Below are 23,875 nucleotides of genomic sequence, written 5' to 3'. Positions count from 1 at the left end.
CGTTCAGCGGCGGGCAGCAGGACCGATTGCGCCATTCACCCTAGCGAACGGCCCGGCGGTCCAGCACTAGGGCATTTGATCGAATGGGCGCCGGCCGCCGCGAGCGAACGGCGTCGGAGTCCGCAGGCGGTGCTTGAATAGAGGACATGACGTCTTTCGGAGATCTACTCGGCCCGCAACCCGTTCTGCTCACCGGGGACGACGACGCCGAATCGGACCTGCTCAACGGCGCCGCGCCGGCCGCGGTCGCAGCCGCACACCCGACCGCCTCGATCGCCTGGGCCTACCTGGCCGAGGCGGCTCTCGAGTCGTCGAAGACGGCCTCCGCCGGCGACGACATCGACACCGCCGCGGTCATCGCGGCCTATGCCTACGCCCGGACCGGTTACCACCGCGGCCTCGACCAGCTCCGACGCCACGGTTGGAAGGGTTTCGGGCCGGTGCCGTGGAGTCACGAACCCAACCGCGGCTTCCTCCGCTGCGTCGGGGCATTGGCCCGGGCCGCCGAATTGATCGGCGAGGAGGACGAGCACCTGCGCTGCCTCGACCTGCTCAACGACAGCGACCCGCGCGCGGCCGCCGAACTCGGACTCGTGTGAGCGCACCGAGCCGATCGGTCACCTGCGGATGACGTCCGCCTGATGGCTCCGAGTGCCGCGAACCCGTCGTACCCACGCCGGGTGTTCAATGCGATGCCCGCGCCGCTGAAGAGCCGCCTGCGCCGGCTGCGCGTGTCGCTGGTCCCGATCGTCCAGTGCGCGCTGGCGGCGGGGGCATCGTGGTGGATCGCGGTGGAGATCTTCGATCATCCCGATCCGTTCTTCGCGCCGATCGCCGCGGTGATCTCGCTCGGGCTCTCCCTGGGACAGCGTTGGCGCCGGGCGGCCGAACTCGTGGGCGGCGTCGCGATCGGCATCCTCGTCGGCGACCTCTTCATCAGTCTCGTCGGCGAAGGCGCCTGGCAGATCATGGTCGTCGTCGCGCTGGCGATGACGGTCGCGGTCTTTCTCGACGACGGACCGCTCGTCCCCATGCAGGCCGCCTCGTCGGCCGCGCTGGTCGCGACGCTCCTCCCGCCCGGTGGGGTGGCGGGTTTCCATCGCGCGATCGACGCCCTCATCGGCGGGCTGGTGGGCATCCTCGTGGGTGCGTTGCTGCCGGTGAACCCGGCCAGCCGGGCGCGACGCGACGCGGCGGGTGTCCTGGCGACGGTTCGCGATGCCGCTCGCCGGCTGGCCACCGGACTCCGCGAACGCGACGAGGAGCTGATCGCCGCCGCCCTCGAAGCAGGTCGCGGGACGCAGGCCGAGATCAACAAGATGCGATCGGACATGACCGGCGGCCGCGAGGTCACCCGCATCTCGCCCTTGTACTGGGGATCGAGGATGCGGCTGGACCGGATCTCGGCAACGGCCGACCCCATCGACAACGCGGTCCGCAACTTCCGGATCATCGCCCGGCGTTCCCTCGGCCTCACCCAGCGGGGTGTCGCGGTGCAGCCGGAGCTGATCGAGATCATCGACGATCTCGCCGGGGCGTTCGAGGTGTTACGCGCGATGATGATGGCCGACCCCGGCGAGGAACCCGATCAGGCCGATGCCGCGCGGGTGATCCGCAGCATCGTGCGCAAGGCGCGTGCCGATCTGGTGACCAACAGCGAACTGTCGGAGGCCGCCCTGCTGGCCGAGATCCGGTCGTTGCTCGTCGACCTGCTGATGACCGCGGGGCTCCGCCGATCCTCCGCGCTTGCGACCCTGCGGAGCTGACTTGACTGTTGCCACATATGCGAAGTTCTGCATATATTGACCGGCATCATGGGGCACTCACATTCGCACTCGCACGCTCCCGCCGCGGCTGCGGGACAGCGTCGGCTCTGGCCGATGGTGCTGGCGGTCGGGCTGATCGGCGGCTACTTCGTCGTCGAGCTCGTGACCGGCATCCTGGTGAACTCGCTCGCGCTGATCGCCGACGCCGGGCACATGCTGACCGACGTCGTCGCACTCGTCATGGGTCTGATCGCGCTGTTGCTCGGCCGGCACGGGCGGACCACCGACACCCGTAGTTTCGGGTGGCATCGCGCCGAGGTGTTCACCGCCGTGGCCAACGCCGTGCTGCTGATGGGCGTCGCGGTCTTCGTGCTCTACGAGGCGGTCGAGCGTATCGGTAGCGACCCGCAGGTCCCGGGCCTCACGCTGATCGTGGTGGCCCTGATCGGTCTGCTGGTGAATCTCGGGGTCATGCTGCTGTTGCGGGCGGACGCCAAGGAGTCGATCGCGGTTCGCGGCGCCTACCTGGAGGTGTTGGCCGACGCCGTGGGCAGCGTCGGCGTGCTGATCGCCGGCGTCGTCGCGATGACGACCGGGTGGGGTTACGCCGACATCGTCGTCGCGGTGCTGATCGCGCTGTGGGTGGTCCCGCGGGCGGTGCGACTCGCGCTCGACGCGCTGCGCATCCTCAACCAGCAGGCGCCGGCCCACATCGACGTCGAGGCCCTGCGGGCCGATCTGGCCGACATCCCCGTCGTCGACGACGTGCACGACCTCCATGTCTGGACGCTGACGACCGGGATGGACGTCGCCACCGTGCATCTCGGCAGCAGTCGGCCCAACGGTGAGGTGTTGCCGGCCGCGCAGGCCGTCCTGGCCCGCCACGGTCTCGAACACGCGACGGTGCAGATCGACCCCGACGACCATCAGCGACGTTGTCGTGACGAGATGACCTGGTGACTGTGCGTCGTGGCGCCGTGAATGTCGGTTATGCCCTACATTGCGGCGAATGGAACGACGCGATTTTCTCGCGGTGCTCGCCGCCGGCACCGTGGGGGCTCTGACCTCGAGCGCCCTCGTGGGCTGCGCGACGCCGGTCCCGGCGGCCGAGATCGACCCGGCCGATGGGCCGTCCACCCCGCCGCGGCCGACCAGCACGACGGCCGTCCCGTCGTCGGCACTGTTGCCGCCGGCGGTCGGAACCCGCCGACCGCTGCCAGACGGGGCCATCACCGCACTGCCCGGTCCCGGCCGGTGTCTCGCGCTCACGGTCGACGACGGCGCGAGCTCGGAGGTGATCGGCGCCTATGTGAAGTTCGCCCGGGACACCGGCGCCCGGTTCACCTTCTTCGTCACCGGTTCGTTCGACGGCTGGACCGACCACCGCAGCACCCTGCGGCCGCTCGTCGAGTCCGGCCAGATCCAGCTGGGCAATCACACGTGGAGTCATCCCGCGCTCACCGAGCTGTCCTCGCGCGGGGTGGCCGACGAACTGCGCCGGACCAAACGGTTCCTCAGCAACCAGTTCGGTGTCGACGGCACGCCGTACTATCGCCCGCCGTTCGGGTACCACGACGCAGGCGTCGACGCGGTGGCCGCCGACCTCGGTTACACGGTGCCGACCCTCTGGTACGGCTCGTTGTCCGACTCCGGCCTGATCACCGAGAAGTACCTCATCCGCTGCGCGCGCAAGTACTTCCGTCCGCAGAGCATCGTGATCGGCCACGCCAATCACGATCCGGTGACCAAGGTGTATCCGGAACTCGTCGAGATCATCCGAAATCGCAAGCTGCGCATGGTGACACTCGACGATTACTTCGCCGCGGGCCGCTGAGGTCCGACCGCCCCTCCCGTGGCGACGGCGAGGTGCGGACGCCGACCGCAACTTTCGTTCACGCTGATTCGTAGTCGTCGGATCGGGTGGCCGCGTCGTTACCGTGTGTCGGTCATGGCTACCTCCACACTTCCACCCGTGCTCGCCGGCGAGACCGACGTCGCACGTCGCAAACGGCTCCGGACCGTCGTCGCCGCAAGCCTTCTCGGCACCACCGTCGAGTGGTACGACTTCTTCCTCTACGCGACCGCGGCGAGCCTCGTGTTCAACCAGTTGTTCTTCCCCGACCAGAGCTCGTTCGTCGGCACCCTGCTGTCCTTCGCGACGTTCGCGGTGGGCTTCGTCGTGCGCCCGATCGGCGGAGTCGTCTTCGGGCACATCGGCGATCGCATCGGCCGCAAGCGCACGCTCGCGATCACCATGGTGATGATGGGCGTCGCGACCGCCCTGATGGGTGTGCTGCCCACCGCCGAGACGGTCGGTGTGCTCGCCCCGATCCTCCTGCTCCTCCTGCGCATCGTGCAGGGTTTCGCGCTGGGCGGGGAGTGGGCAGGTGCGGTGCTGCTGTCGGTCGAGCACAGCCCGGACGGCAAGCGCGGTCTGTTCGGGAGCATCCCGCAGATCGGCCTGGCCCTCGGACTCGCCTTGGGCACCGGAGTGTTCGCGCTGCTGCAGGTGGCCCTCGACGAGCAGGCGTTCCTGACCTACGGCTGGCGCATCGCGTTCGGAGTGAGCATCGTCCTGGTGGTCATCGGGTTCGTCGTGCGGTTGAAGGTCGACGAGACGCCGGCGTTCGCCGAGGTGGCCGAGCTCGCCAAGAAGTCCACGGCACCACTGCGCGACGTCGTGGTCCCGCCGAACACGCGCAACACCGTTCTCGGCCTCCTCGCCCGATGGGGTGAGGGGTCGGCCTTCAACACCTGGGGTGTCTTCGCGATCGCCTACGCGACCACCGAACTGGACATGGAGAAGGTCCCGGTCCTGGTGGCCGTGACCATCGCCTCGCTCGTGATGGCCGCCCTGCTGCCGTTCTCCGGACTGCTCACCGACCGGTACGGCGCCAAGACGATCTACCTGATCGGGATCACCGCCTACGGCGTTGCGGTCTACCCGGTGTTCGCGCTGTTCGGGACCTCGAACCTGCTGTGGTTCACCGTGGGACTGGTGATCGTCTTCGGGGTGATCCACGCACTCTTCTACGGCGCGCAGGGCACCCTGTTCGCGAGTCTGTACCCGACCCCGGTGCGCTACACCGGACTGTCGGTCGTCTACCAGTTCTCCGGCATCTACGCCTCGGGTCTGACGCCGCTGATCCTCACCGCGCTGATCGGGGCGGCCGGCGGGTCACCGTGGCTCGCCGCCGGCTACCTCGTGCTTACCGCGGTCATCAGCGTCGTGGCCACGACGCTCATCCGGCGCGATGACCTCCACCTCACGACGGGCCCGCAGGCGCGGCCGGTCGGCTGAGTCCCGGATCAGGGGCGCACCAGCAGGAGATCGGTGACGTGGCGGTAGAACGTCGAGCGCTTGAGCACGCGCGGGTTCACGACGCCCTCGCGCTCGACGACGACGTTGGTCCCGCCCGTCTGACACGCCCGCCCGGTGAACCACTTGCCCGGCAACAACATCCGCTCCACCTGCGCGCGGAGGCCGGGTGCGGTCAGGGTCGGTTCGATGAGGATCGAACGCACCTCGCCGTCGAAGAGGCGCTCGTTGTCGACGTAGGTCTCACCGTGCAGCTTCGCGCCCTCGGCGCCCAGGTGACGCGCGCTGCCGACGATGACGGTCGCGGCGTCGTCGCGGATGAGCGGCACCGCGACCGCCGTGCCGTGTTCGGCGAGCTCGCGGGCCGCCGGTCCGTGCGGCAACCGGTAGCGACGCGTCGCGGGCGTGGCCTCGGCCGAGACGTATGCGATCTCGACGTCGAGTCGTTCGGTGACCATCAGTGCGGCCAGCACCTGGGACAGGAAGATGTCGTTCTCGTGCGCCACGGTCGGTGCGAAGCGCTCCGCGACACGCGGCTCGACGACGAGTCGGGTGACGTCGGGATCGGTGAGGGCGTCGGCGACCGCGGCGCGGACGGCCTTCTTGTCGTCGGCGCGGCTGGTCTGGCTCAGAAGGGCAAACGGCACGCGGATAGCGTATCGAGCGCGCCGACCCAGTAGTGTTGGTCAGGTTTGGTCCCAAGCGCGCCACACAAAGGAGTACCGGACATGGCCGCGATCGTGCTTATCGGAGCCCAGTGGGGTGACGAGGGCAAAGGCAAAGCGACCGACCTCCTCGGAGGCCGGATCAACTGGGTTGTCCGCTACCAAGGTGGCAACAACGCCGGGCACACCGTCGTACTCCCCACCGGGGAATCCTTCGCGCTGCACCTCATCCCGTCCGGCATCCTGACGCCCGGCGTGCAGAACGTCATCGGCAACGGCGTGGTCGTCGACCCCGGCGTGCTGCTCACCGAGCTCGGTGGCCTCGAGGACCGCGACGTCGACACCTCCGGCCTGCTGATCTCCGCCGACGCGCATCTGCTCATGCCGTACCACGTCGCGATCGACAAGGTCACCGAGCGTTTCCTGGGCAACAAGAAGATCGGGACCACGGGCCGCGGCATCGGTCCCTGCTACCAGGACAAGATCGCCCGCGTCGGCGTGCGCGTCGCCGACGTCCTCGACGAGAAGATCCTCACCCAGAAGGTCGAGGCGGCGCTCGAGCTGAAGAATCAGATCCTGGTCAAGATCTACAACCGCAAGGCCCTCGACCCGGCGCAGGTCGTCGACGAGGTCCTCGGGCAGGCCGAAGGATTCAAGCACCGCATCGCCGACACCCGGCTGCTGCTCAACCAGGCCCTGGAGAACGGCGAGACGGTGCTGCTCGAGGGCTCCCAGGGCACCCTGCTCGATGTCGACCACGGCACCTATCCGTATGTGACGTCGTCGAATCCGACCGCCGGTGGCGCCGCGGTCGGCGCCGGCATCGGACCCAACAAGATCACCACCGTCCTGGGCATCCTGAAGGCCTACACCACGCGCGTGGGCTCCGGGCCGTTCCCCACCGAACTCTTCGACGAGTGGGGCGCCTACCTCGCCAAGACCGGCGGCGAGGTGGGTGTCACCACCGGTCGCGCTCGCCGCTGCGGCTGGTTCGACGCCGTGATCGCCCGCTACGCGACCCGCGTCAACGGCATCACCGACTACTTCCTCACCAAGCTCGACGTCCTCTCCAGCCTCGACACCGTGCCGATCTGCGTGGCCTACGAGGTCGACGGTGAGCGCGTCGAGGAGATGCCGATGACCCAGACCGGCTTCCACCACGCGAAGCCGATCTACGAGGAGATGCCCGGCTGGTGGGAGGACATCTCCCAGTGCAAGACCTTCGACGAACTGCCCCAGAACGCGCAGAACTACATCCTGCGGCTCGAGGAGCTCTCGGGTGCGCACATCTCGTGCGTGGGCGTGGGTCCGGGACGGGACCAGACGATCGTGCGGCGCGAGATCGTCTGACCCTTCGCTCCTGGGGTTTCGGCGGCTTGGCGGCCGTCGAGGTCTACGAAAGAACACCCGTGAGCGTCTGATTTCATGCTCCCTGAGGTGCGAGCGAAGCGAGCCACGAAGGGCTCGCAACGTGTCTCACCAGGCCCTTCGTGGCTCGTCGCTTGCGCTCCTCGCACCTCAGGGGCCAGTGGGGCGGCGGGCAGTTGCTTGCGCTCCTCACACCTCAGGGAGCAATGGGGTCGCTTTTTCGGATTAGGGAGCAGGGTTGGGGCGGGGTGATGCTCCGCTCGGCGAGCTCGTCGCGGATTCGCGGTCTGCTCGTGATTAGCTAGTGCCCATGCGTGCCAAGCGGGGGAGTCGCGACTACGGGTCCATCCTGCTCGGCTCCGTCGGCGAGAGCTCGGTCAAACAGCGGGTCCGCATCCAGACGCTGCTGACCGCGTCGATCGTGGTGGCCAACCTGTTCGGGGCGATCGTCGCGGTCGCGCTCACCGCGGTCGGCATCCCGCAGCCGACCATCTTCACCGCCGAACTGTGGTGGGTCAACTTCATCGTGGTGCCCGTCTACATCACCGCAGCCTTCGTCGTGGGAATCGGATGGGGCACCTACGTCGGCGTCCGTGATCTGCGCTGGGCGATCCGCGACGTCGCGCCGACCAAGCGCGATGCCCGTCGGACGATGCGGCTGCCGTGGCGGTTGTCACTGGTGCAGGGATTCCTGTGGGGCATCGCCGCCATCATGCTCACGATCATGTACGGGATCGTCGACCCACAGCTGATCCCCAAGACCATCTTCGTGGTGAGCCTCAGTGGTGTTGTGGTGGTGGCGATCTCATATCTGTTCATCGACTTCACCCTGCGTCCCGTTGCGGCGGAACTGATCTCGGCCGGCCACCGCCGGCGCAAACGTACCGGTGTGCGGGCGCGCTCGGTCGTCTCGTGGATGGTGGGTTCGGCGACCCCGATCATCGGCATCCTGCTGGTGCTGGCGTTCGGGCTCGCGCGGGACGAGACCTCCAAGCTCGACCTGTTCGTCGGTGCCACGGTCCTCGGGGTCACCGCACTCTTCACCGGCCTGCTGCTGACGCTGCTGTCGAGCATGAGCGTCACCGGCCCCATCCGCAGCGTGCGCGCCGGGATGAACCGAGTCAGCGACGGTGACCTCGACAACGCCGACCTCGTCGTCTACGACGGCACCGAACTCGGCGACCTGCAGGTGGGTTTCAACTCGATGGTCGCGGGACTGCGTGAGCGAGAACGGATACGGGACCTGTTCGGACGGCACGTGGGCCACGAAGTCGCCGAGGCGGCCATGTCGTCGAACCCGGAACTCGGCGGGACCGAACGTCTCGCCGCCACGCTCTTCGTCGACGTCATCGGTTCGACGACGCTTGCCGCGCAACGACGCCCGACCGAGGTGGTCGAGATCCTCAACAAGTTCTTCGCGGTCATCGTGCGGGCGGTCGAGGAACACGACGGCTTGGTGAACAAATTCGAGGGCGACGCGGTGCTCGCCATCTTCGGCGCACCCATCGATCTCGACGACGCCGCGGGCAGCGCGCTCGCCGCCGCGCGCGACATCGCCCGCGGCCTGGCCGAGGAGGTGCCCGACCTGGCGGCCGGTATCGGGGTCAGCCACGGGGCCGTGGTCGCCGGGAACGTCGGTGCCATCGAGAGATTCGAGTACACCGTCATCGGCGACCCGGTCAACGAGAGTGCCCGCCTGTCGGAACTGGCCAAACGGGATCCGCGGCGGCCGTTGGCCTCCGGACGCGCGGTCAAGGCCGCGCAGCGGGACGAGGCCGAGTGGTGGGAGGAACAGGAGACCACCTCGCTGCGCGGCCGGACCGAGGAGACGACCGTGTTCGCCGCATTCGTCGACGACGAGTGAGGGCCTCGCTCAGCCGATCGCGTCTTCGGAGCTGATCAGCCGCCCGTCCGGGCCGACGATGCTGAGGCCCAGTCCGTCGAAGACCGAGTACTTGTACCCGTTGTTGTAGGCGACGTAGTAGTGACGGCCGCTGCCGTTCTCCTGCACGTGCACCTCGGACACCGGGATGCACAGGGTGTTCCCACTCGAACGCGCGACACCCCGGTACTCGAGGGTGCCGTCGGCGCGCCACTGACAGATCGACGCCGCCGACCGGGCGGTGACGACGGAGGTGACGGTCCGCTGTCCGGGATCGCAGGACGGTGCCGAGGGCGCGGCGACCGCGGTCGAGGTGCCGACGGCGAGCGCGCCGGCGGTGAGGACGAGGGAAGCGCCGGCAGTGGCCAGGCGGGTGATGGTCGTGTTCATGAGAGCGAAGGTAGGACAGGGCTTGTCGAGTGGGAATGGGCAGAACTCCCCGGGTTCGTTCGGATGGGGGACCCTTCGAGACGCCCTCCGCAAGCTCCGGGCTCCTCAGGGAGCGACGGGGGTGTCGCCCGCAAGCTCCGGGCTCCTCAGGGAGCGACGGGGGTGTCGCCCGCAAGCTCCGGGCTCCTCAGGGAGCGAGGGGGGTGTCGCCCGCAAGCTCCGGGCTCCTCAGGGAGCGAGGGGGGTGTCGCCTGCAAGCTCCGGGCTCCTCAGGGAGCTAGGGATCCCGGTCGCCCTGCCCCTCGGCGAAGTCGAGCCGGCGCAACGCGATTCGCAGCACCTCGTCGTCGATGCGTCCGGCGTCGCGTTCGGCGATGAAGACCGCGCGCTGGATCTGCAGGATCTCCGTCCGGAGTCGTGCCCCGGCGGACGTCGGACTCTCGCCGAGATCCTCGGGACCCCGGCCGAGTTCCTCCCAGGCCACATTGCGCTGCGTGGTGATCCACTTGCGCAGCATCGCCACCTGGAGCCGGCGCGGATCGTCGTCGGACAGTTCGGTGGCGTAATCGTCGAGGCGCCGTTCGGATTCCCGGGACGCACGGTCCTGCGCGGCCGCATACGCCAGCCGGTCCTGGGCGCGCTCGTCGCCGCTCACTCCGAGGAAGCGGATGACCCAGGGCAGGGTGGTGCCCTGGATCAGCAACGTCCCCACCACGACCACGAATGTCAGGAACAGGATCTCGGCGCGGGCGGGGAACGGTTCATTCGTCTCGGTGTAGACGGGGATGGCGAACGCGGCGGCCAGTGACACCACGCCACGCATACCGGCCCAGGAGACGACGAACACCGACGCCGGACTCGGCGGCGGCTCGCGGTCGCGGATCCGTCGCGAGAGCAGTCGGGGCAGATAGGTCGCCGGGTAGACCCAGACGATGCGCACGAGGATCGTCGCCGCCAGGACCGCCGCGGCGTCGATGGCGATCTGCGTCCACGACTCGTTCTCGACACCCTCGATGAGCATGGGCAGCTGGAGCCCGATGAGCAAGAAGACGAACGACTCGAGGATGGTGTCGATCGACTTGCGCACCGCCTCGTCCTGCAGGCGCGTCGCATAGCCCAGCCGCACCGACCGGTGGCCGAGGTAGAGACCGGCGGTGACCACCGCGATGACACCCGAACCGTGCAGTTCCTCGGCCGCGTAGTACGTGCTGAACGGGACGATGATGCCGATCGCTGTCTCCATCGGCGGGTCGGTGAGCCAGACACGCACCCAGGACACGACCACCCCGACGAGGAGGCCCACGACCAGGCCGCCGAGGGCGGCCACCGCGAACGTCAGGACGCCTTCGCCGACCGTCGCGGTGGCCCCCACCGCCGCGGCGAGCGCGATCCGGAACGCGGTGAGGGCCGTCGCGTCGTTGAGCAGGCTCTCGCCGCCGAGCAGCGTCATCATCCGGCGCGGCAGACCGAGCCGGCGGCCGATCGCCTGCGCCGACACCGCGTCCGGCGGCGCGACGACCGCGCCGAGGACCAGTGCCGCGGCGAGCGGGAGATTGGGGACGACGAGGTATGCGACGTATCCGACCACCAGGGTCGTCACCAGCGGTAGGCCGACCGCCAGGAATCCGATTGCACGCCAGTTGGCGCGGAACGCCTGATATGAACTCTCCTGCGCGGCCGAGTACAGCAGCGGCGGCAGGATGAGGAAGAGCACGAGCTCGGGTTCCAGGGCCACCGACGGCAACTCGGGAATCCATGCGATCCCGAGACCGACGGTGACCAGCACCAGCGGCGATGACCAGCCATAGCGACGACACAACGCGGCGACCGCCACGGCGATGACCGCGACCAGCAGTAGCGATGCGCCCATTCGAGCGACTCTAATCGCGCCGGCCCGATGGATAATGTCGGGCATGAAGATCTTTCGGCGGAAGTCATCGGCCGCGTCCGGGCCGGCGGGGTCCGGTTCCGACGCCTCGAGCACGGCGCGCTGCGTCGAACTGGAGTCGTTCGACGCCGCGCCGGCCGCCGACCCGGCGCCGGCATCGGGCGACGACCGCAGTTGCCAGGACTGTGTCGCGATCGGCGAGACCCACTGGGCACATCTTCGGAAGTGCCTGACGTGCGGGCACATCGGTTGTTGCGATTCGAGCCCGCGACGACACGCGACCGGTCACTTCCACGAGACCGGGCACCCGGTCATGCGTTCGGCCGAACCGGACGAGGTGTGGCGCTGGTGCTTCGTGCACGAGGTGACGGGATGATCACCCGACGGTCCTTGGTGTGTTCGACGAGGTGGAGGAGTGCGCCGGGATCTGTGCTGGCGGCAAGTAGGATTTGAGGATGACGTCGAACAGCGAGAGTGCGCCCAGCGCAGCCCAGCCGGCGCCGACGACCGGGCCGCCGGACGTCATCGGCACGCCGCTGAGTCCGACCGCGACCAAGGTGATGGTCCTCGGGGCAGGTGAACTCGGCAAAGAGGTCGTGATCGCGTTCCAGCGCCTCGGCGTCGAGGTCGTCGCCGTCGATCGCTACGCCGACGCGCCCGGCCACCAGGTCGCCCACCATGCCGAGGTCATCGACATGACCGACCCCGCCGCCCTGCACGCGGTCATCGACAAACATCGTCCCGCGTACGTGGTGCCCGAGATCGAGGCGATCGCCACCGAGGCCCTCGTCGACGTCGCCGAACGCGGTATCGCCGAGGTCATCCCCACCGCGAGCGCTGTCGTCGCCACCATGAACCGCGAGGGAATCCGACGTCTCGCCGACGAGGAACTCGGGCTGCCGACATCGCCGTATCTCTTCGCCGACACTCTAGAGGAGGTCACCGTCGCGGCCCGCCAGGTCGGGTTCCCGTGTGTGATCAAGCCCGTCATGTCGTCGTCGGGCAAGGGACAGTCGGTCGTGCGGGGCCCCGAGGAGCTGGCCTCGGCCTGGGAGACCGCGAACACTGGTGGTCGGGTGCAGGGCAGTCGCGTCATCGTCGAGGGCTTCGTCGAATTCGATTACGAGATCACCCTTCTCACGGTTCGTGCGATCGATCCGGCCACCGGCCGGCTCACGTCCCACTTCTGTGCGCCCATCGGTCACCGACAGATCAACGGCGACTACGTGGAGAGCTGGCAGCCCCATGAGATGAGCACCGACGCGCACGCCTCGGCGACCTCGATCGCGGCGCGCATCGCCACCGCGCTCGGTGACGGAAAGCTGGCCGGGCGCGGCGTTTTCGGCGTCGAACTCTTCGTCAAGGGCGACGATGTCTACTTCTCCGAGGTCAGCCCGCGGCCCCATGACACCGGCCTCGTCACGATGGCGACCCAGCGACTGTCCGAGTTCGAGATGCATGCCCGCGCGATCCTCGGTCTCCCGGTCGACGTCACGCTCGCGTCCCCGGGTGCCTCGGCCGTCATCTACGGGCAACTCGACGAGCCGGCGATCGGTTTCGAGAACGTCGCCGCCGCACTTGCCGTACCCGAGACCGACATCCGGCTGTTCGGCAAGCCCGAGAGCTTCCACCGCCGGCGCATGGGCGTGGTCACCGCGACAGCCGATGACGTGCCGGTCGCGCGTGAACGTGCCGTCCGCGCCGCGTCGCTCGTCACACCCGTGCCGGGCCGCCCGGCCGTTCGCAAGGCCACCACCCTTCCGCCGACCCCGCCCCCGGCGCCTCCGCGACGCCCCGGGCCGCCGCCCGGCCCGGTCGGCCCGCCGCGCGGACCCGTCGGTCCGCCTCCCGGTGTACCGAAACCGCCGGGTGCGCCGCTGGGACAGCCGCCCGGTCGTCCGGGACCGCCGCCCGGACCCCGGCCACCCGCACCGCGGCCGGCTGGGGGGCCACGCCCGGTACCGCCCGCACCGATCCCCCCGTCGGGGACCCCGCCGCGTCCGGCGGGCCCGCCGCCACGGCCGGCCCCGCAGGAAAAGGCCCCGTACGATCAGGCCCCGGCGATGACCTCGATGGTCAAGACCGACGACCGGCCCGCCGACGCGCGCCCCGGTGCGTCGTCGAAGCCCGGCGAGTGATCGGACGAGGTCCGGGTGCCGTTCTGGGGTGAGCTGCTGGTCGCAGCGGTGATCTTGGTGGGCCTGGTGGGCATCGTCGTGCCGATCCTGCCCGGCACCTTGCTCATCGTCGGCGCACTGTTCGTGTGGGCCCTCGTCGTGGGTGGTTGGGCCTGGTCGGTGTTCGCTCTGGCCATCGTCGTCATCGGCATCGGCGAGGTGCTCAAGTATCTGATCGCGGGCCGGTCGCTGCGCGCGGACGCGATCCCGAACCGCACGATCGTGGTCGGCGGCCTGGTCGGCATCGTCGGCTTCTTCGTCGTCCCCGTCATCGGCCTGCTGCTCGGCTTCATCGTGGGTGCGCTGGCATCGGAACTCGTCCGCACGCGCAGCTTCGACGGCGCGTGGCGGGGCGCGTTCTCGGCGCTGAAGGCGGCGGTGAAGACGATCGGCATCGAACTCCTCTTCGCGCTGATCGCGACGGGCATCTGGACCGGCGGCGCCTTCACCTGGTGACCGAACGGGTCGCGGCACCGGTCGTGACCTGCCAGTATCAAATGGTGTGACCGCGGTCACCGATTGATGTGTACAGTCGTGCACCGAAGGGTAGTACCGGTCAGTAACTCCAGCCGTGGGGATTTCTAGGGGAGGAGTCTGAGTGAACCTGTTGAAGTGGAGCAAGCGGCCGGCGGCCGGGGTCGAGGCCCGGAAGCCGGAGGTCAACATCATCCGGGGTCTGGTGGCCCGAGCGACTACCCCGTTGCTGCCCGACGACTATCTGCACCTGATCAATCCGCTGTGGAGCGCGCGCGAGCTCCGCGGCAAGGTGCTCGACGTGACCAAGGAGACCGACGACACCGCCACCGTCACCATCCGGACGGGCTGGGGGTTCCCCGAGTCGTACAAACCGGGCCAGTACGTCGGGATCGGTCTGCAGATCGAGGGCAAGTGGCACTGGCGGTCGTACTCGTTGACGTCGTTCGGCGCCAACGAGGACAAGACCATCGCGATCACGGTCAAGGCGAACCCCGACGGATTCCTGTCGTCGCATCTCGTCGACGGCGTCAGCCCCGGGACGATCATCCGGCTGCAGTCGCCCAAGGGCGACTTCCATCTGCCCGAGCCGGTTCCGGGCAAGATCCTGTTCGTGACCGCGGGCAGCGGGATCACTCCCGTCATGGCGATGCTGCGGCAGCTGAGTTCGCACGGTCAGACACCCGACATCGTGCACATCCACTCCGCGCCCACCCGCGACGACGTGATCTTCCTCGACGAGATGGAGAAACTCGCCCAGGAGGCCGACGACTACGACCTCAATCTCCAGCTGACCAAGGAGATGGGCAAGTTCGACGTCTCGCGGATGGACGAGTGGGCACCGGACTGGCGCGAACGAGAATGCTGGGCCTGCGGACCGGTGGCACTGCTCGACGCGATGGAGTCGCACTACGAGGACGGCGGCCTGCGTGAACGTCTCCACGTGGAGCGGTTCGCCATCGCGCGCACCGACCACGGTGGCGAGGGCGGCACCGTGAAGTTCGCGATCTCGGACAAGGAAGCCGAGATCGACGGCGCCACAACACTTCTCGAAGCAGGGGAGAACCTGGGAATCCAGATGGCGTTCGGCTGCCGGATGGGTATCTGCCAGACCTGCGTCGTGCCGCTCGCCGGGGGTTACGTGCGTGACCTGCGCACCGGCGAGGAACGTCGCGAAGGAGAACGAATCCAGACATGCATCAGCGCCGTGTCTGGTGAATGCACCCTAGATCTGTAGGAGGCTTCATGGCCATCACCGACATCGATCAATACGCACATCTCACCGAGAGCGACGTCGAAACCCTCGGCGCCGAGTTGGACGCCATCCGTCGTGACATCGAGGAGTCGCGGGGCGAGGCCGACGCCAAGTACATCCGCCGGGCCATCACCCTGCAGCGCAGCCTCGCTGCCGGTGGCCGGCTCGCCCTGATGTTCAGCGACAAGAAGGTCGCCTGGGCTGCCGGGACCGCGATGCTCTCGCTCGCCAAGATCATAGAAAACATGGAACTGGGCCACAACGTGATGCACGGCCAGTGGGACTGGATGAACGATCCGGAGGTCCACTCGTCGTCGTGGGAGTGGGACACCACCTGCCCGAGCGTGCAGTGGAAGCACTCGCACAACTTCGTCCATCACAAGTACACGAACGTCGTCGGGATGGACGACGACGTGGGCTACGGAATCCTGCGCGTCACCCGGGACCAGCCCTGGGAGTGGTGGAACGTCGGTAACCCGATCTACAACCTGACGCTCGGCACGTTCTTCGAATACGGTGTGGCGCTGCACCATCTGGAGACGGAGAAGCTGCGCAACAAAGAGAAGACCTACCGTCAGGCGGCCAAGGATCTCCGGGTGATCGGCACCAAGGTCGGCAAACAGGCGGCCAAGGACTATCTGATCTTCCCGGCTCTGGCGGGTCCGAACTGGAAGACGACGCTCACCGCGAACTTCACGTCGAACATCATCCGGAACTACTGGGCGTACATGGTGATCTTCTGTGGTCACTTCCCCGACGGAGCCGAGAAGTTCACGGTCGACGAGTTCGAGAACGAGGACCAACCGCGCTGGTATCTGCGTCAGATGTTGGGATCGGCCAACTTCAAGGCCGGACCGCTGATGCGGTTCATGAGCGGGAACCTCAGTCATCAGATCGAACACCACCTGTTCCCCGACCTGCCGAGCAGTAGGTACGAGGAAATCGGTGTGCGTGTCCGCGAGTTGTGTGACAAATACGACCTGCCGTACACGACGGGGACCCTCCTGGGTCAATATGCCCAGTCGTTCCGGACCATCGCGAAGCTGGCACTGCCGAACTCGTTGTTGAAGGCGACGTCGGATGACGCGCCGGAGACGGCGTCGGAGCTGCGCTTCGCGATCCGCGAGGGCATGAGTGACCACTTCGGCGTCGACCCGGCGACCGGGAAGCGACGGGGTCTGCGGACGGCGTTGCGTGAACTCAAGAATTCCCCGGTGCGGTCGGCGCATGTGGGGCGGGCCGCGTCGGGCCGCCCGGCATGGAACCAGTTGTGACATAACAGATGTCGCGCATCGTTGCGCTTCTCGCGACGATGCGCGACATCTGCGAATAACCCCCGGGGCATCGTGCGTCCGTGTCAGAATGGCGCTCGTGCGCATCGGGATGACCATGCCTGTGATGGAGCCGGATCTCGACGCCGAGATGCTCCACTCGTGGGCCACCACCATCGACGACGGTCCGTTCAGCTCACTGTGCTGGGGAGAACGCATCGCGTTCGACAATCCGGAATGCCTGACCCTCCTCGGCGCGCTGGCGGCGTGGACCCGACGGGTGCCGCTCGTGATGACGGTCGTCGTGCCGCAGCTGCACGACCCGGTGATGCTCGCCAAGTCGCTGGCGACCGGCGACATGCTGTCGGGAGGACGTCTCACCGTGGCACTCGGGGTCGGCGGGCGACACGAGGACTACCGGGCGGTCGGCGCGGACCCGTCGACGCAGACCATGCGCCAACTGGCCGAACGCGCCGTGACGATGAAACGGGTGTGGGCCGGAGAGAAACTCACCGAGTCGGTCCTGCCGGTCGGTCCGCCGCCGCATCGTAAGGGTGGTCCGGTACTGCATGTCGGGACCACCGGGCCGAAGACGATTCGTAGCGCGGTCGAGTGGGCGGACGGAATCGCCGGGGTCACCCTCGATCTCGATGCCGGCAAGCAGAACGAGCTCTTCGATATTGCCCGGTCGGCATGGGCGGATGCCGGTCGGGCGGCACCGCATCTCGCGACGTCGTTCTGGTTCGCGATCGGTGAGGGCGACGGTCCCCGAGCGCAGGTGACCCGGCACCTGCATCACTACATGAACTGGATCCCGTCGGAGTTCGTCGACGCGATCGCACCCACCACCGGGTGGGCGGGCACCGAGGCCGAGCTCGCCGAGGTCCTGCGGCGGTTTGCCGACATCGGTACCGACGAGGTGCAACTCATCCCGACAAGTTCGGACCCCGGTCAGCTCCGGCGCGCGGCGGACGTGGCGGCGGCGTTCTCCTGACGACGCGGCGTCCCGAGATCTAGGGTGTGGCGGTGGCCTCCCTGCGCCGGATGCTCGGCATCGGCAAGCTCCCAGACGACCTCCGTGCGCAGGTCGTCTCCGACGGCGCGTACCTCATCGTCGAATTCGTGCCCGTGACACTGAGATTCAGCGGGCAAGTGCCCGGTCGATCGGCGCAGGGCAACGTCCGGCCCTTCACCGGTGCTGTAGTCCTGACGCCCCGACGCGTCCTCGCGACGATGTCGAGCGTGCCCGGTCGGGCGGGTCGTGCCATCGACCACGAGTGGACGACCCCGCGCGGTTCGATGGTCCGCGCGGTCATCGACGACGGCGGGCTCGTCATCGAGATCCCGGCGCTCGAGCGCGTGAACCCCGACTTCAGCGGAACATTGAGTCTGACCTACTTGACCGAGCTGCCCGGCTCGGTGCTCCAGCAGGCCCCGGTGCGCGAGGTGTGGTTCGACGTCCCGGCGCGCTACGTCACCTCACTCGTCGGGGGCCGCCGGAGCTGACGGACCGACCGGCGGTCAGCCCGCCGGCTGCTCCTCGACGGCCCGCCCGGGGCGCAGCATCACGAGTGCGAGGATCGCAGCGGCCGCGGTGAGCACGCCGGAGAACGTGAGGCACAGACGCATTCCGTCGAGGAAGGCGTCGCCGACGGCGTTCATCACGGCCGGGGCGTCGGCGCCGAGGTTCAGGCCGCTCGCGGCGGCCAGGCCCTCGGTGTCGACCGCACCGATCACCCGGTCACGTACCGGCTCGGCGACACCGGCATCGATCAGCTTCTGCGGCAACGAGTTCACCGCACCGGCGGTCAGGAGGGCGCCGAGCACGGCCGGGCCGAGCGCGCCGCCGACCTGACGGAAGGAGTTGTTCCCGGCCGCGGCCATCCCCGACAGGTGATAGGGCACGGCCGACACCGCGGTCGCGGTCATCGGCGCCATCACCAGTCCCATGCCGAGCCCGAGCACGACCAGACGCCACGAGATGGCGGCGAAGGAGGTGTGGGCGTCGAGGGTCAGCAGCGCGAACTGGGCGCCGGCGACCATCAGGAGTCCGCCGCCGATCAGGAACCGGGCGTGAATTCGATGCATCATCTTGCCGGCGAGCCCGCCGACCAGCATCGAGGCGCCGTTCATGAGGGCCAGCCGCCAACCGGCCTCGACGGTGCCGAGTTGCTGAACCAGCCCGAAATACATGCTCAGCACGAAGATGAACCCGATCAGAGCCAGGAAGGCGATCATCGCGACCAGGGTGGTGGCGGTGAAGGCGCGGCTCCGGAAGAGGTCGAGGTCGAGCATCGGACTCGCCGAACGCTTTTCGATGACGACGAACCCGACTGCGGCGACCGCGGCGGCCAGCAGCGCGACGACGACGCGGGGGTCGCCGAAGCCGTAGACGCCGGCCTCGATGACGCCGAAGACGAGTGCCGTGACGGCGATCGCGGCCGAGATCTGGCCGGACCAGTCGAGGCGACGGGCATGGGGTGCGCGGGATTCCGGGAGCATCGTCGCGGCCACCGCCAGCGCGATGAGGGCGATCGGGATCGGCAGCAGGTAGATCCATCGCCAGCCGGCGGACTCGGCGACCGGACCCGCGACCAGCGGCCCGACGGTCAGCGAGAGCATGAGCGACGACGCCCAGATGCCGATGAACTTGCCCCGTTCCCGGGAGTCGGGGACCGCGTGACTGATCAGTGCCAGGGTCGTGGGCAGGAGGGCGGCCGCGCCCGTTCCGGCGAGCGCCTGTCCGATCCACACCATGCTGATCGAATTCGCACACAGCGCCACCAACGCGCCCGACGCCGTGAGGCAGAGCCCCACCAGATAGACCTTGCGTCGGCCGTACACGTCGCCGAATACTCCGGCGGTGAGGATGAATGCGGCCATCGGCAGGACGAACGCGTCCTGTACCCAGGACAACTGGGCGGTCGAGGCGCCGAAGGCGGTGCCGATCGCCGGCAGGGTGACGGCGACGCTCGTGATGGGCAGGTAGGCGACGAAGACGCCGAGGCAGGCCATCACCACGGTGGCCGTCCGACGGGCCGGGGGAGTCGGTACGCCGGTGGGAACGGGGGAGATGGTCGCGGTCAACGCGCTCGCTTTCGCAGGTCGATGAGGGTCGCCGAACGGGGCAGGAGTTCATTGTCTGGTCCGCGTCTACGAAACCACGCACAGATCCCGAGTGCCGGTATCGATACGGCACTGTGGGTCGCGCGGCGATACACTTCCTCCACCATGGACGACATCGACGGCACGATCCTCCGTGCGCTGCAGGTGTCGCCGCGTGCGACGTTCCGCCAGCTGGGTGAGGTGGCCGGGATCTCGGAGCAGACCGCGGCGCGCCGCTACCAGGCGATGCGGCGGGCCGGCGTGATGAAGGTCGTCGGGATCATCAAGCCGTCCGTCCGCGGCCAGTCGGAGTGGGTGGCGCGGGTGCGGTGCCGTCCGGACCGGATGGAACCGCTCGCGTCCTCGCTCGCCCGCCGGCGTGATGTCGCCTTCGCGTATGTCGCGTCCGGTGGTGCGGAGATCATCTGTCTCATCCGGGCGCCGCTCGGCGTGGCCGGTGAGGAGGCCATCGCCAAGACGTTCCCCGCCCGAGCCTCGGTGACCGACGTCCGCATCGATCTCGTCCTGCACGCCTTCGATCCCGGTCACCCCGCGTCGAGGTGGACCGGATTCGGTGGCCACCTCTCTGATCGGGACCGCGACCTCCTCGCTTCCGCTGCGGCTGCTGTGGTCGACGACATGCCGGAGGACCCCGAGCAGGACGATCCGTCGTCGGATGCCCCGGCGGGTGGCGCGCGGTTGACGGCCGACGATGCCGTGCTGATCGACGCGCTGACCCAGGACGGTCGGCGAGCGCACCGCGAACTGGCCCGGATCTGCGGATGGACGGTCGGACGAGTGCGCCGCCGGCTGCGCACGCTCGAGCGCGGGGGTGCGCTCTTCTACGACGTCGAGATCCTCCCCGACCGGCACGGGTTCGACCTGAGCGCCACGCTGTGGTTGACGGTGACCCCCTCGGCTCTCGATCAGGTGGGCACCGAACTCGCGGCTCACGACGAGGTGGCGTTCGCGGCGGCGATCAGCGGCGAGTGGAACCTCATGGTGTCGGTGATCTGCCGGGACACCGCGCATTTCCACGACTATCTGCGCACCCGGGTCGCCGCGATCGGCGGCGTCACCGGGTACTCGGTCAGCATCCGGATGCGCCGGCTGAAGCAGAACGCCTCGCTTGTGGTGCAGGGGCGTTTGATTCAGCCGGTGTGATGCCCGCGGCGGGGTAGCGTCCACGTGTGATCTCGCCACAGCGTGCCGACCGCGGCCTGGTGCGGTTGTGTCTGCTGGCGGTCATCGCCGGTCTGCTGACCGGCGTACTCGGTGGAGCCTTCCGCTGGTGCCTGAACCACCTGGACCGCTGGCGGGTCGAGATGCTCGACTGGTCGGCGGGACTCGGTGTCCCCGGGTGGCTCATCCCGATCGCGGTCACCGCGACCGGTGCGGCGCTCGGCGCGCTCGCCGTCCGGCTGGTGCCGACCGCGGCGGGAAGCGGGATCCAACACGTGGAGGCCGTCGAGCGCGGGGAGGCGTCACCGGCGCCCCTGAGCCTCATCCCGGCCAAGTTCTTCGGCGCGCTCGCCGCGATCGGTTCCGGACTCGTGCTGGGCCGCGAAGGCCCGACAGTGCACATGGGTTCGGTCGTCGGTGCGGAGACCGGCCGGCGCGGCGGTCTCGACGACGCCGACGTCCGGGTGATGCAGACGTCACTCAGCGGGGCCGGACTGGCAGTGGCGTTCACGGCTCCGATCGGCGGCGCGCTCTTCGCACTCGAGGAGGTCGGCCGCTCGGTCCGCTTACGCCTCGTGGTGCCCACGGTGTTCGCCGTGGTGGCCGCCGTCGCCGCCGGACGGGTCATCCTCGGCGACCGCCCGGAGTTCGACGTGCCCTCGCTCGACGTGCCGTCGGTGACGGTGCTGCCCGTCTTCGTGGTCTTCGGTCTCGTGTCCGGCGTCATCGGGATCGCCTACAGCCGCATGGTTCTCGGCACCCTCGGCTGGGTCGGCCGGTTCTCGCGGATACCGCCGATCGGACGCGCCGCCCTCATCGGCGCGGCGATCGGTGCGCTTCTCGCCCTCGACGCTCGCACCGCGGGCGGCGGGGACGGCCTCACCCAGGCGGTCGTCGACGGCGGTGTCGTGCTCCCGGCGCTCGTCGCACTGTTCCTCGTCCGGTTCGTCGCGGGTCCGCTCTCCTATGCCGCGGGCACGCCGGGTGGCCTGTTCGCACCGCTGCTCGCGCTCGGCGCCCTGTGGGGTGCCGCCTTCGCCGAGGTCGCCGACATCATTGTGCAACAACCGGATTCAGGAGCATCGGGATTTCGGGGCGCGATGATCCTCGCCGGGATGGCGGCGCTGTTCGGTGCGGTCGTCCGGGCCCCGCTCACCGGGATGGTCGTCGTGATGGAGATGACCGCGACGACCACGGTCGCCCTCCCCATGCTGGCCGCGACCGCCGCCGCGGTGCTCGTCGCCCACCTGTCCGGGTCGCCGCCGGTCTACGACTCTCTTCGCGAGCGGATGCTCGCGAAACCGGCTGGACGAGAAGAGCCTCCCTCCGCTCCCTGAGAGCGAGCTTGCGAGCGTCACCCCGCTCCCTGAGGAGCGAGCTTGCGAGCTGCCGCACATGCTCCCTAATCCGGAAGAGCCACACACCCACTGGTCCCTGAGGTGCGAGGAGCGTAAGCCGCCGGGCCGAGCACGCGACGAAGGAGCGCGTCGAGGTCGACGAGCCACGAAGGGCCTGGTGAGACGGGCGGGTTCTAGCGATCCCCGCAACACCCTGGCTTTCAGGGAGTTGCGGGGATCGTGGTTTCTGCAGAGTTGAAGGATCGGTTCTTCGAGGCGCTGGATCGCGAAGGCGGGAGTGTCACGGTTGCCGCTCGTCGTGTGGGTGTCAATCGCAGTACTGCGTCTGGCTGGGTGCGTCGAGCCGGGTTACGCGGGCTTGGCAAGCCGGGGACCTCTGGGCATCCCGGGCGCGCTCGTTATGACGAGTTGCGGGCGGCTGGCGTTCGTCGTCGCGACGCCGCCCAGCAGGTGGGCGTCAATATCCGGACTGCGCAGGATTGGGATCAAGGGATACGCAAAGGTGCTCACGCGCGCCTTCATCCCGATGGTCGCCGCATCGACTACAAGACCGGTATGACAACGTACGACTCAGCGGGGCGACGGCCGTCGGTGGCCAGGATCGAAGCCCAGCTGCATCCTCGGTTCCTGAGCTTGTCTGAGCGTGAGCAGATCGCTGACATGCACCGTGCCGGCGACTCGTTGCGCGAGATCGGACGCCGGTTGGGGCGGGCGGCGTCGACGATCAAACGCGAGATTGATGCGTACTCAGTGTCAGGGGTATACCGTCCCTGTCGGGCTCAAACAGCCTGGGCGAGTGCGCGTTTACGGCCGAAGGAGTCCAAACTCGCCACCGCTGGGCCGCTTCGGGATTACGTCCGCGACAAACTTGCCCAGCAGTGGTCTCCCGAACAGATCTGTCACGCTTTGATCGTCGAGTTCCCCGATGACAAGGCAATGCGAGTGAGTACCGAGACGATCTACCAGGCGATCTACATTCAGGCCCGCGGCGGGTTGCGCCGTGAAGTCGCCGACGCGTTGCGCACCGGACGCACACGTCGTAAGCCTCGCCGGTCTCCAGAGCGCCGCGCAGCCCGGTTTGTCGACGAGATGGTGATGATCTCCGATCGGCCGGCTGAGGTCGAGGACCGGGCGGTTCCGGGCCACTGGGAGGGTGACCTGATTGTCGGTACCCGTTCGGAATCGGCCATCGTGACGCTGGTCGAACGCACGACTCGCTACGTCCTGCTCGGGCATCTGCCTGGCGGGCACACAGCCGAGGAGGTTCGCGACGTGCTGATCCCGCTGATCGGTTCTCTACCCGAGCATCTGCGAGGGTCGTTGACCTGGGACCAGGGCTGTGAAATGGCGGCGCACAAGCAGTTCAGCATCACCACCGGTGTCTCGGTCTACTTCTGCGACCCGCATTCACCATGGCAGCGCGGCTCTAACGAGAACACCAATGGCTTACTGCGCCAATACTTCCCAAAGGGAACCGACTTGTCAGTACACAGCGCCGAGGACCTCGAACTCGTCGCCCAAAGACTCAACGGCCGACCACGCAAAACGCTCGACTGGAGAAACCCAGCCGAACGTCTGCGTGATTTACTTGTGCCAGTCTAACCAACCGGTGTTGCGAGGACCCCTAGAATTCGCCACGCCTTGCGAGACCCTAATGGGGGTGGATCGGCGTCCTGCAGGGGATGCTGGTTTGTGTGAGCCTTCCCGGCCGGTGACCACTCCGAGACCCTGAAACGGTGTCGGATTTCTACACGAAGACCGTGGCCCGGCCGGGT

The 23,875-nt window shown here is 68.3% G+C and carries 21 protein-coding genes; 17 read left to right on the top strand and 4 right to left on the bottom strand.

Annotated elements, in window-relative coordinates:
- The first annotated feature begins 146 nt into the window (after nt 1–146).
- The 5 genes from JW364_RS17450 to JW364_RS17430 all read left to right on the top strand — a co-directional run bounded on the left by JW364_RS17450 (nt 147) and on the right by JW364_RS17430 (nt 5,067).
- Nucleotides 147–599, top strand: a complete 453-nt coding sequence (locus tag JW364_RS17450) for a DUF3151 domain-containing protein (RefSeq protein ID WP_065629570.1) — start codon at nt 147–149, stop codon at nt 597–599.
- 42 nt (nt 600–641) lie between these two features.
- Nucleotides 642–1,766: an aromatic acid exporter family protein gene (locus JW364_RS17445; protein WP_205333905.1), complete on the top strand. Its 1,125-nt coding sequence runs from the start codon at nt 642–644 to the stop codon at nt 1,764–1,766.
- Between the two features lie 48 nt (nt 1,767–1,814).
- Nucleotides 1,815–2,726: a cation diffusion facilitator family transporter gene (locus tag JW364_RS17440; protein WP_205333904.1), complete on the top strand. Its 912-nt coding sequence runs from the start codon at nt 1,815–1,817 to the stop codon at nt 2,724–2,726.
- A 49-nt stretch (nt 2,727–2,775) separates the two neighbouring features.
- The gene (locus tag JW364_RS17435; RefSeq protein ID WP_205333903.1) at nt 2,776–3,600 is read left to right on the top strand and encodes a polysaccharide deacetylase family protein; all 825 of its coding nucleotides are present in this window, start codon (nt 2,776–2,778) and stop codon (nt 3,598–3,600) included.
- A gap of 114 nt (nt 3,601–3,714) precedes the next feature.
- Entirely contained in the window at nt 3,715–5,067 is a 1,353-nt protein-coding gene (locus JW364_RS17430; protein WP_205333902.1) for an MFS transporter, read from the top strand.
- 8 nt (nt 5,068–5,075) lie between these two features.
- Here JW364_RS17430 and JW364_RS17425 read toward each other — a convergent pair whose 3' ends face one another.
- Nucleotides 5,076–5,732, bottom strand: coding sequence for a hypothetical protein (locus JW364_RS17425; protein ID WP_165629638.1), 657 nt, complete (start codon nt 5,730–5,732; stop codon nt 5,076–5,078).
- A gap of 81 nt (nt 5,733–5,813) precedes the next feature.
- On the opposite strand from JW364_RS17425, the gene JW364_RS17420 reads away from it, so the two are divergent.
- Nucleotides 5,814–7,100 (top strand): adenylosuccinate synthase, encoded by a 1,287-nt coding sequence (locus JW364_RS17420; protein WP_065629574.1) that lies wholly within the window; start codon nt 5,814–5,816, stop codon nt 7,098–7,100.
- 328 nt (nt 7,101–7,428) lie between these two features.
- Complete coding sequence (locus JW364_RS17415; protein WP_205333901.1) at nt 7,429–8,982, top strand: adenylate/guanylate cyclase domain-containing protein; 1,554 nt, start codon at nt 7,429–7,431, stop codon at nt 8,980–8,982.
- A 9-nt stretch (nt 8,983–8,991) separates the two neighbouring features.
- On the opposite strand, the gene JW364_RS17410 is transcribed toward JW364_RS17415, so the two are convergent.
- Together JW364_RS17410 and JW364_RS17405 are read right to left on the bottom strand one after the other, a co-directional pair.
- Nucleotides 8,992–9,390: a hypothetical protein gene (locus JW364_RS17410; RefSeq protein WP_205333900.1), complete on the bottom strand. Its 399-nt coding sequence runs from the start codon at nt 9,388–9,390 to the stop codon at nt 8,992–8,994.
- Nucleotides 9,391–9,667: 277 nt separating this feature from the next.
- Nucleotides 9,668–11,260 carry a Na+/H+ antiporter gene (locus JW364_RS17405; RefSeq protein ID WP_078112661.1) on the bottom strand — a complete coding sequence of 531 codons (1,593 nt, stop codon included), beginning with the start codon at nt 11,258–11,260 and terminating at the stop codon, nt 9,668–9,670.
- Between the two features lie 43 nt (nt 11,261–11,303).
- On the opposite strand from JW364_RS17405, the gene JW364_RS17400 reads away from it, so the two are divergent.
- The 7 genes from JW364_RS17400 (at nt 11,304) to JW364_RS17370 (ending at nt 17,961) form a co-directional block, all read left to right on the top strand.
- Nucleotides 11,304–11,654, top strand: a complete 351-nt coding sequence (locus JW364_RS17400) for a UBP-type zinc finger domain-containing protein (protein WP_078112749.1) — start codon at nt 11,304–11,306, stop codon at nt 11,652–11,654.
- Between the two features lie 79 nt (nt 11,655–11,733).
- The gene (gene purT, locus JW364_RS17395) at nt 11,734–13,416 is read left to right on the top strand and encodes a formate-dependent phosphoribosylglycinamide formyltransferase (RefSeq protein WP_205333899.1); all 1,683 of its coding nucleotides are present in this window, start codon (nt 11,734–11,736) and stop codon (nt 13,414–13,416) included.
- A 15-nt stretch (nt 13,417–13,431) separates the two neighbouring features.
- Nucleotides 13,432–13,911, top strand: a complete 480-nt coding sequence (locus JW364_RS17390; protein WP_058249871.1) for a DUF456 domain-containing protein — start codon at nt 13,432–13,434, stop codon at nt 13,909–13,911.
- 142 nt (nt 13,912–14,053) lie between these two features.
- Nucleotides 14,054–15,166 carry a ferredoxin reductase gene (locus tag JW364_RS17385; protein ID WP_205333898.1) on the top strand — a complete coding sequence of 371 codons (1,113 nt, stop codon included), beginning with the start codon at nt 14,054–14,056 and terminating at the stop codon, nt 15,164–15,166.
- A gap of 8 nt (nt 15,167–15,174) precedes the next feature.
- Nucleotides 15,175–16,458: a fatty acid desaturase gene (locus JW364_RS17380; RefSeq protein ID WP_068970719.1), complete on the top strand. Its 1,284-nt coding sequence runs from the start codon at nt 15,175–15,177 to the stop codon at nt 16,456–16,458.
- A gap of 88 nt (nt 16,459–16,546) precedes the next feature.
- Nucleotides 16,547–17,449, top strand: a complete 903-nt coding sequence (locus JW364_RS17375; protein ID WP_205333897.1) for an LLM class flavin-dependent oxidoreductase — start codon at nt 16,547–16,549, stop codon at nt 17,447–17,449.
- A gap of 32 nt (nt 17,450–17,481) precedes the next feature.
- A complete protein-coding gene (locus JW364_RS17370) occupies nt 17,482–17,961 on the top strand; it encodes a hypothetical protein (protein WP_223258887.1) in 480 nt (159 codons plus the stop codon).
- Nucleotides 17,962–17,976: 15 nt separating this feature from the next.
- On the opposite strand, the gene JW364_RS17365 is transcribed toward JW364_RS17370, so the two are convergent.
- Nucleotides 17,977–19,542 carry an MFS transporter gene (locus JW364_RS17365; protein WP_205333896.1) on the bottom strand — a complete coding sequence of 522 codons (1,566 nt, stop codon included), beginning with the start codon at nt 19,540–19,542 and terminating at the stop codon, nt 17,977–17,979.
- A gap of 144 nt (nt 19,543–19,686) precedes the next feature.
- On the opposite strand from JW364_RS17365, the gene JW364_RS17360 reads away from it, so the two are divergent.
- The 3 genes from JW364_RS17360 (at nt 19,687) to JW364_RS17350 (ending at nt 23,702) form a co-directional block, all read left to right on the top strand.
- The gene (locus JW364_RS17360; RefSeq protein ID WP_205333895.1) at nt 19,687–20,724 is read left to right on the top strand and encodes an Lrp/AsnC family transcriptional regulator; all 1,038 of its coding nucleotides are present in this window, start codon (nt 19,687–19,689) and stop codon (nt 20,722–20,724) included.
- A 26-nt stretch (nt 20,725–20,750) separates the two neighbouring features.
- Entirely contained in the window at nt 20,751–22,079 is a 1,329-nt protein-coding gene (locus tag JW364_RS17355) for a ClC family H(+)/Cl(-) exchange transporter (protein ID WP_205333894.1), read from the top strand.
- Nucleotides 22,080–22,655: 576 nt separating this feature from the next.
- Nucleotides 22,656–23,702: an IS30 family transposase gene (locus tag JW364_RS17350; RefSeq protein ID WP_240199239.1), complete on the top strand. Its 1,047-nt coding sequence runs from the start codon at nt 22,656–22,658 to the stop codon at nt 23,700–23,702.
- Nucleotides 23,703–23,875 lie beyond the last annotated feature (173 nt).

This window comes from Gordonia sp. BP-119 (assembly GCF_016924115.1).
GTDB lineage: Bacteria > Actinomycetota > Actinomycetes > Mycobacteriales > Mycobacteriaceae > Gordonia > Gordonia hongkongensis.
Note: the sequence above shows the minus strand (reverse complement) of the source record. Positions and strands in the feature narration are given on the sequence as shown.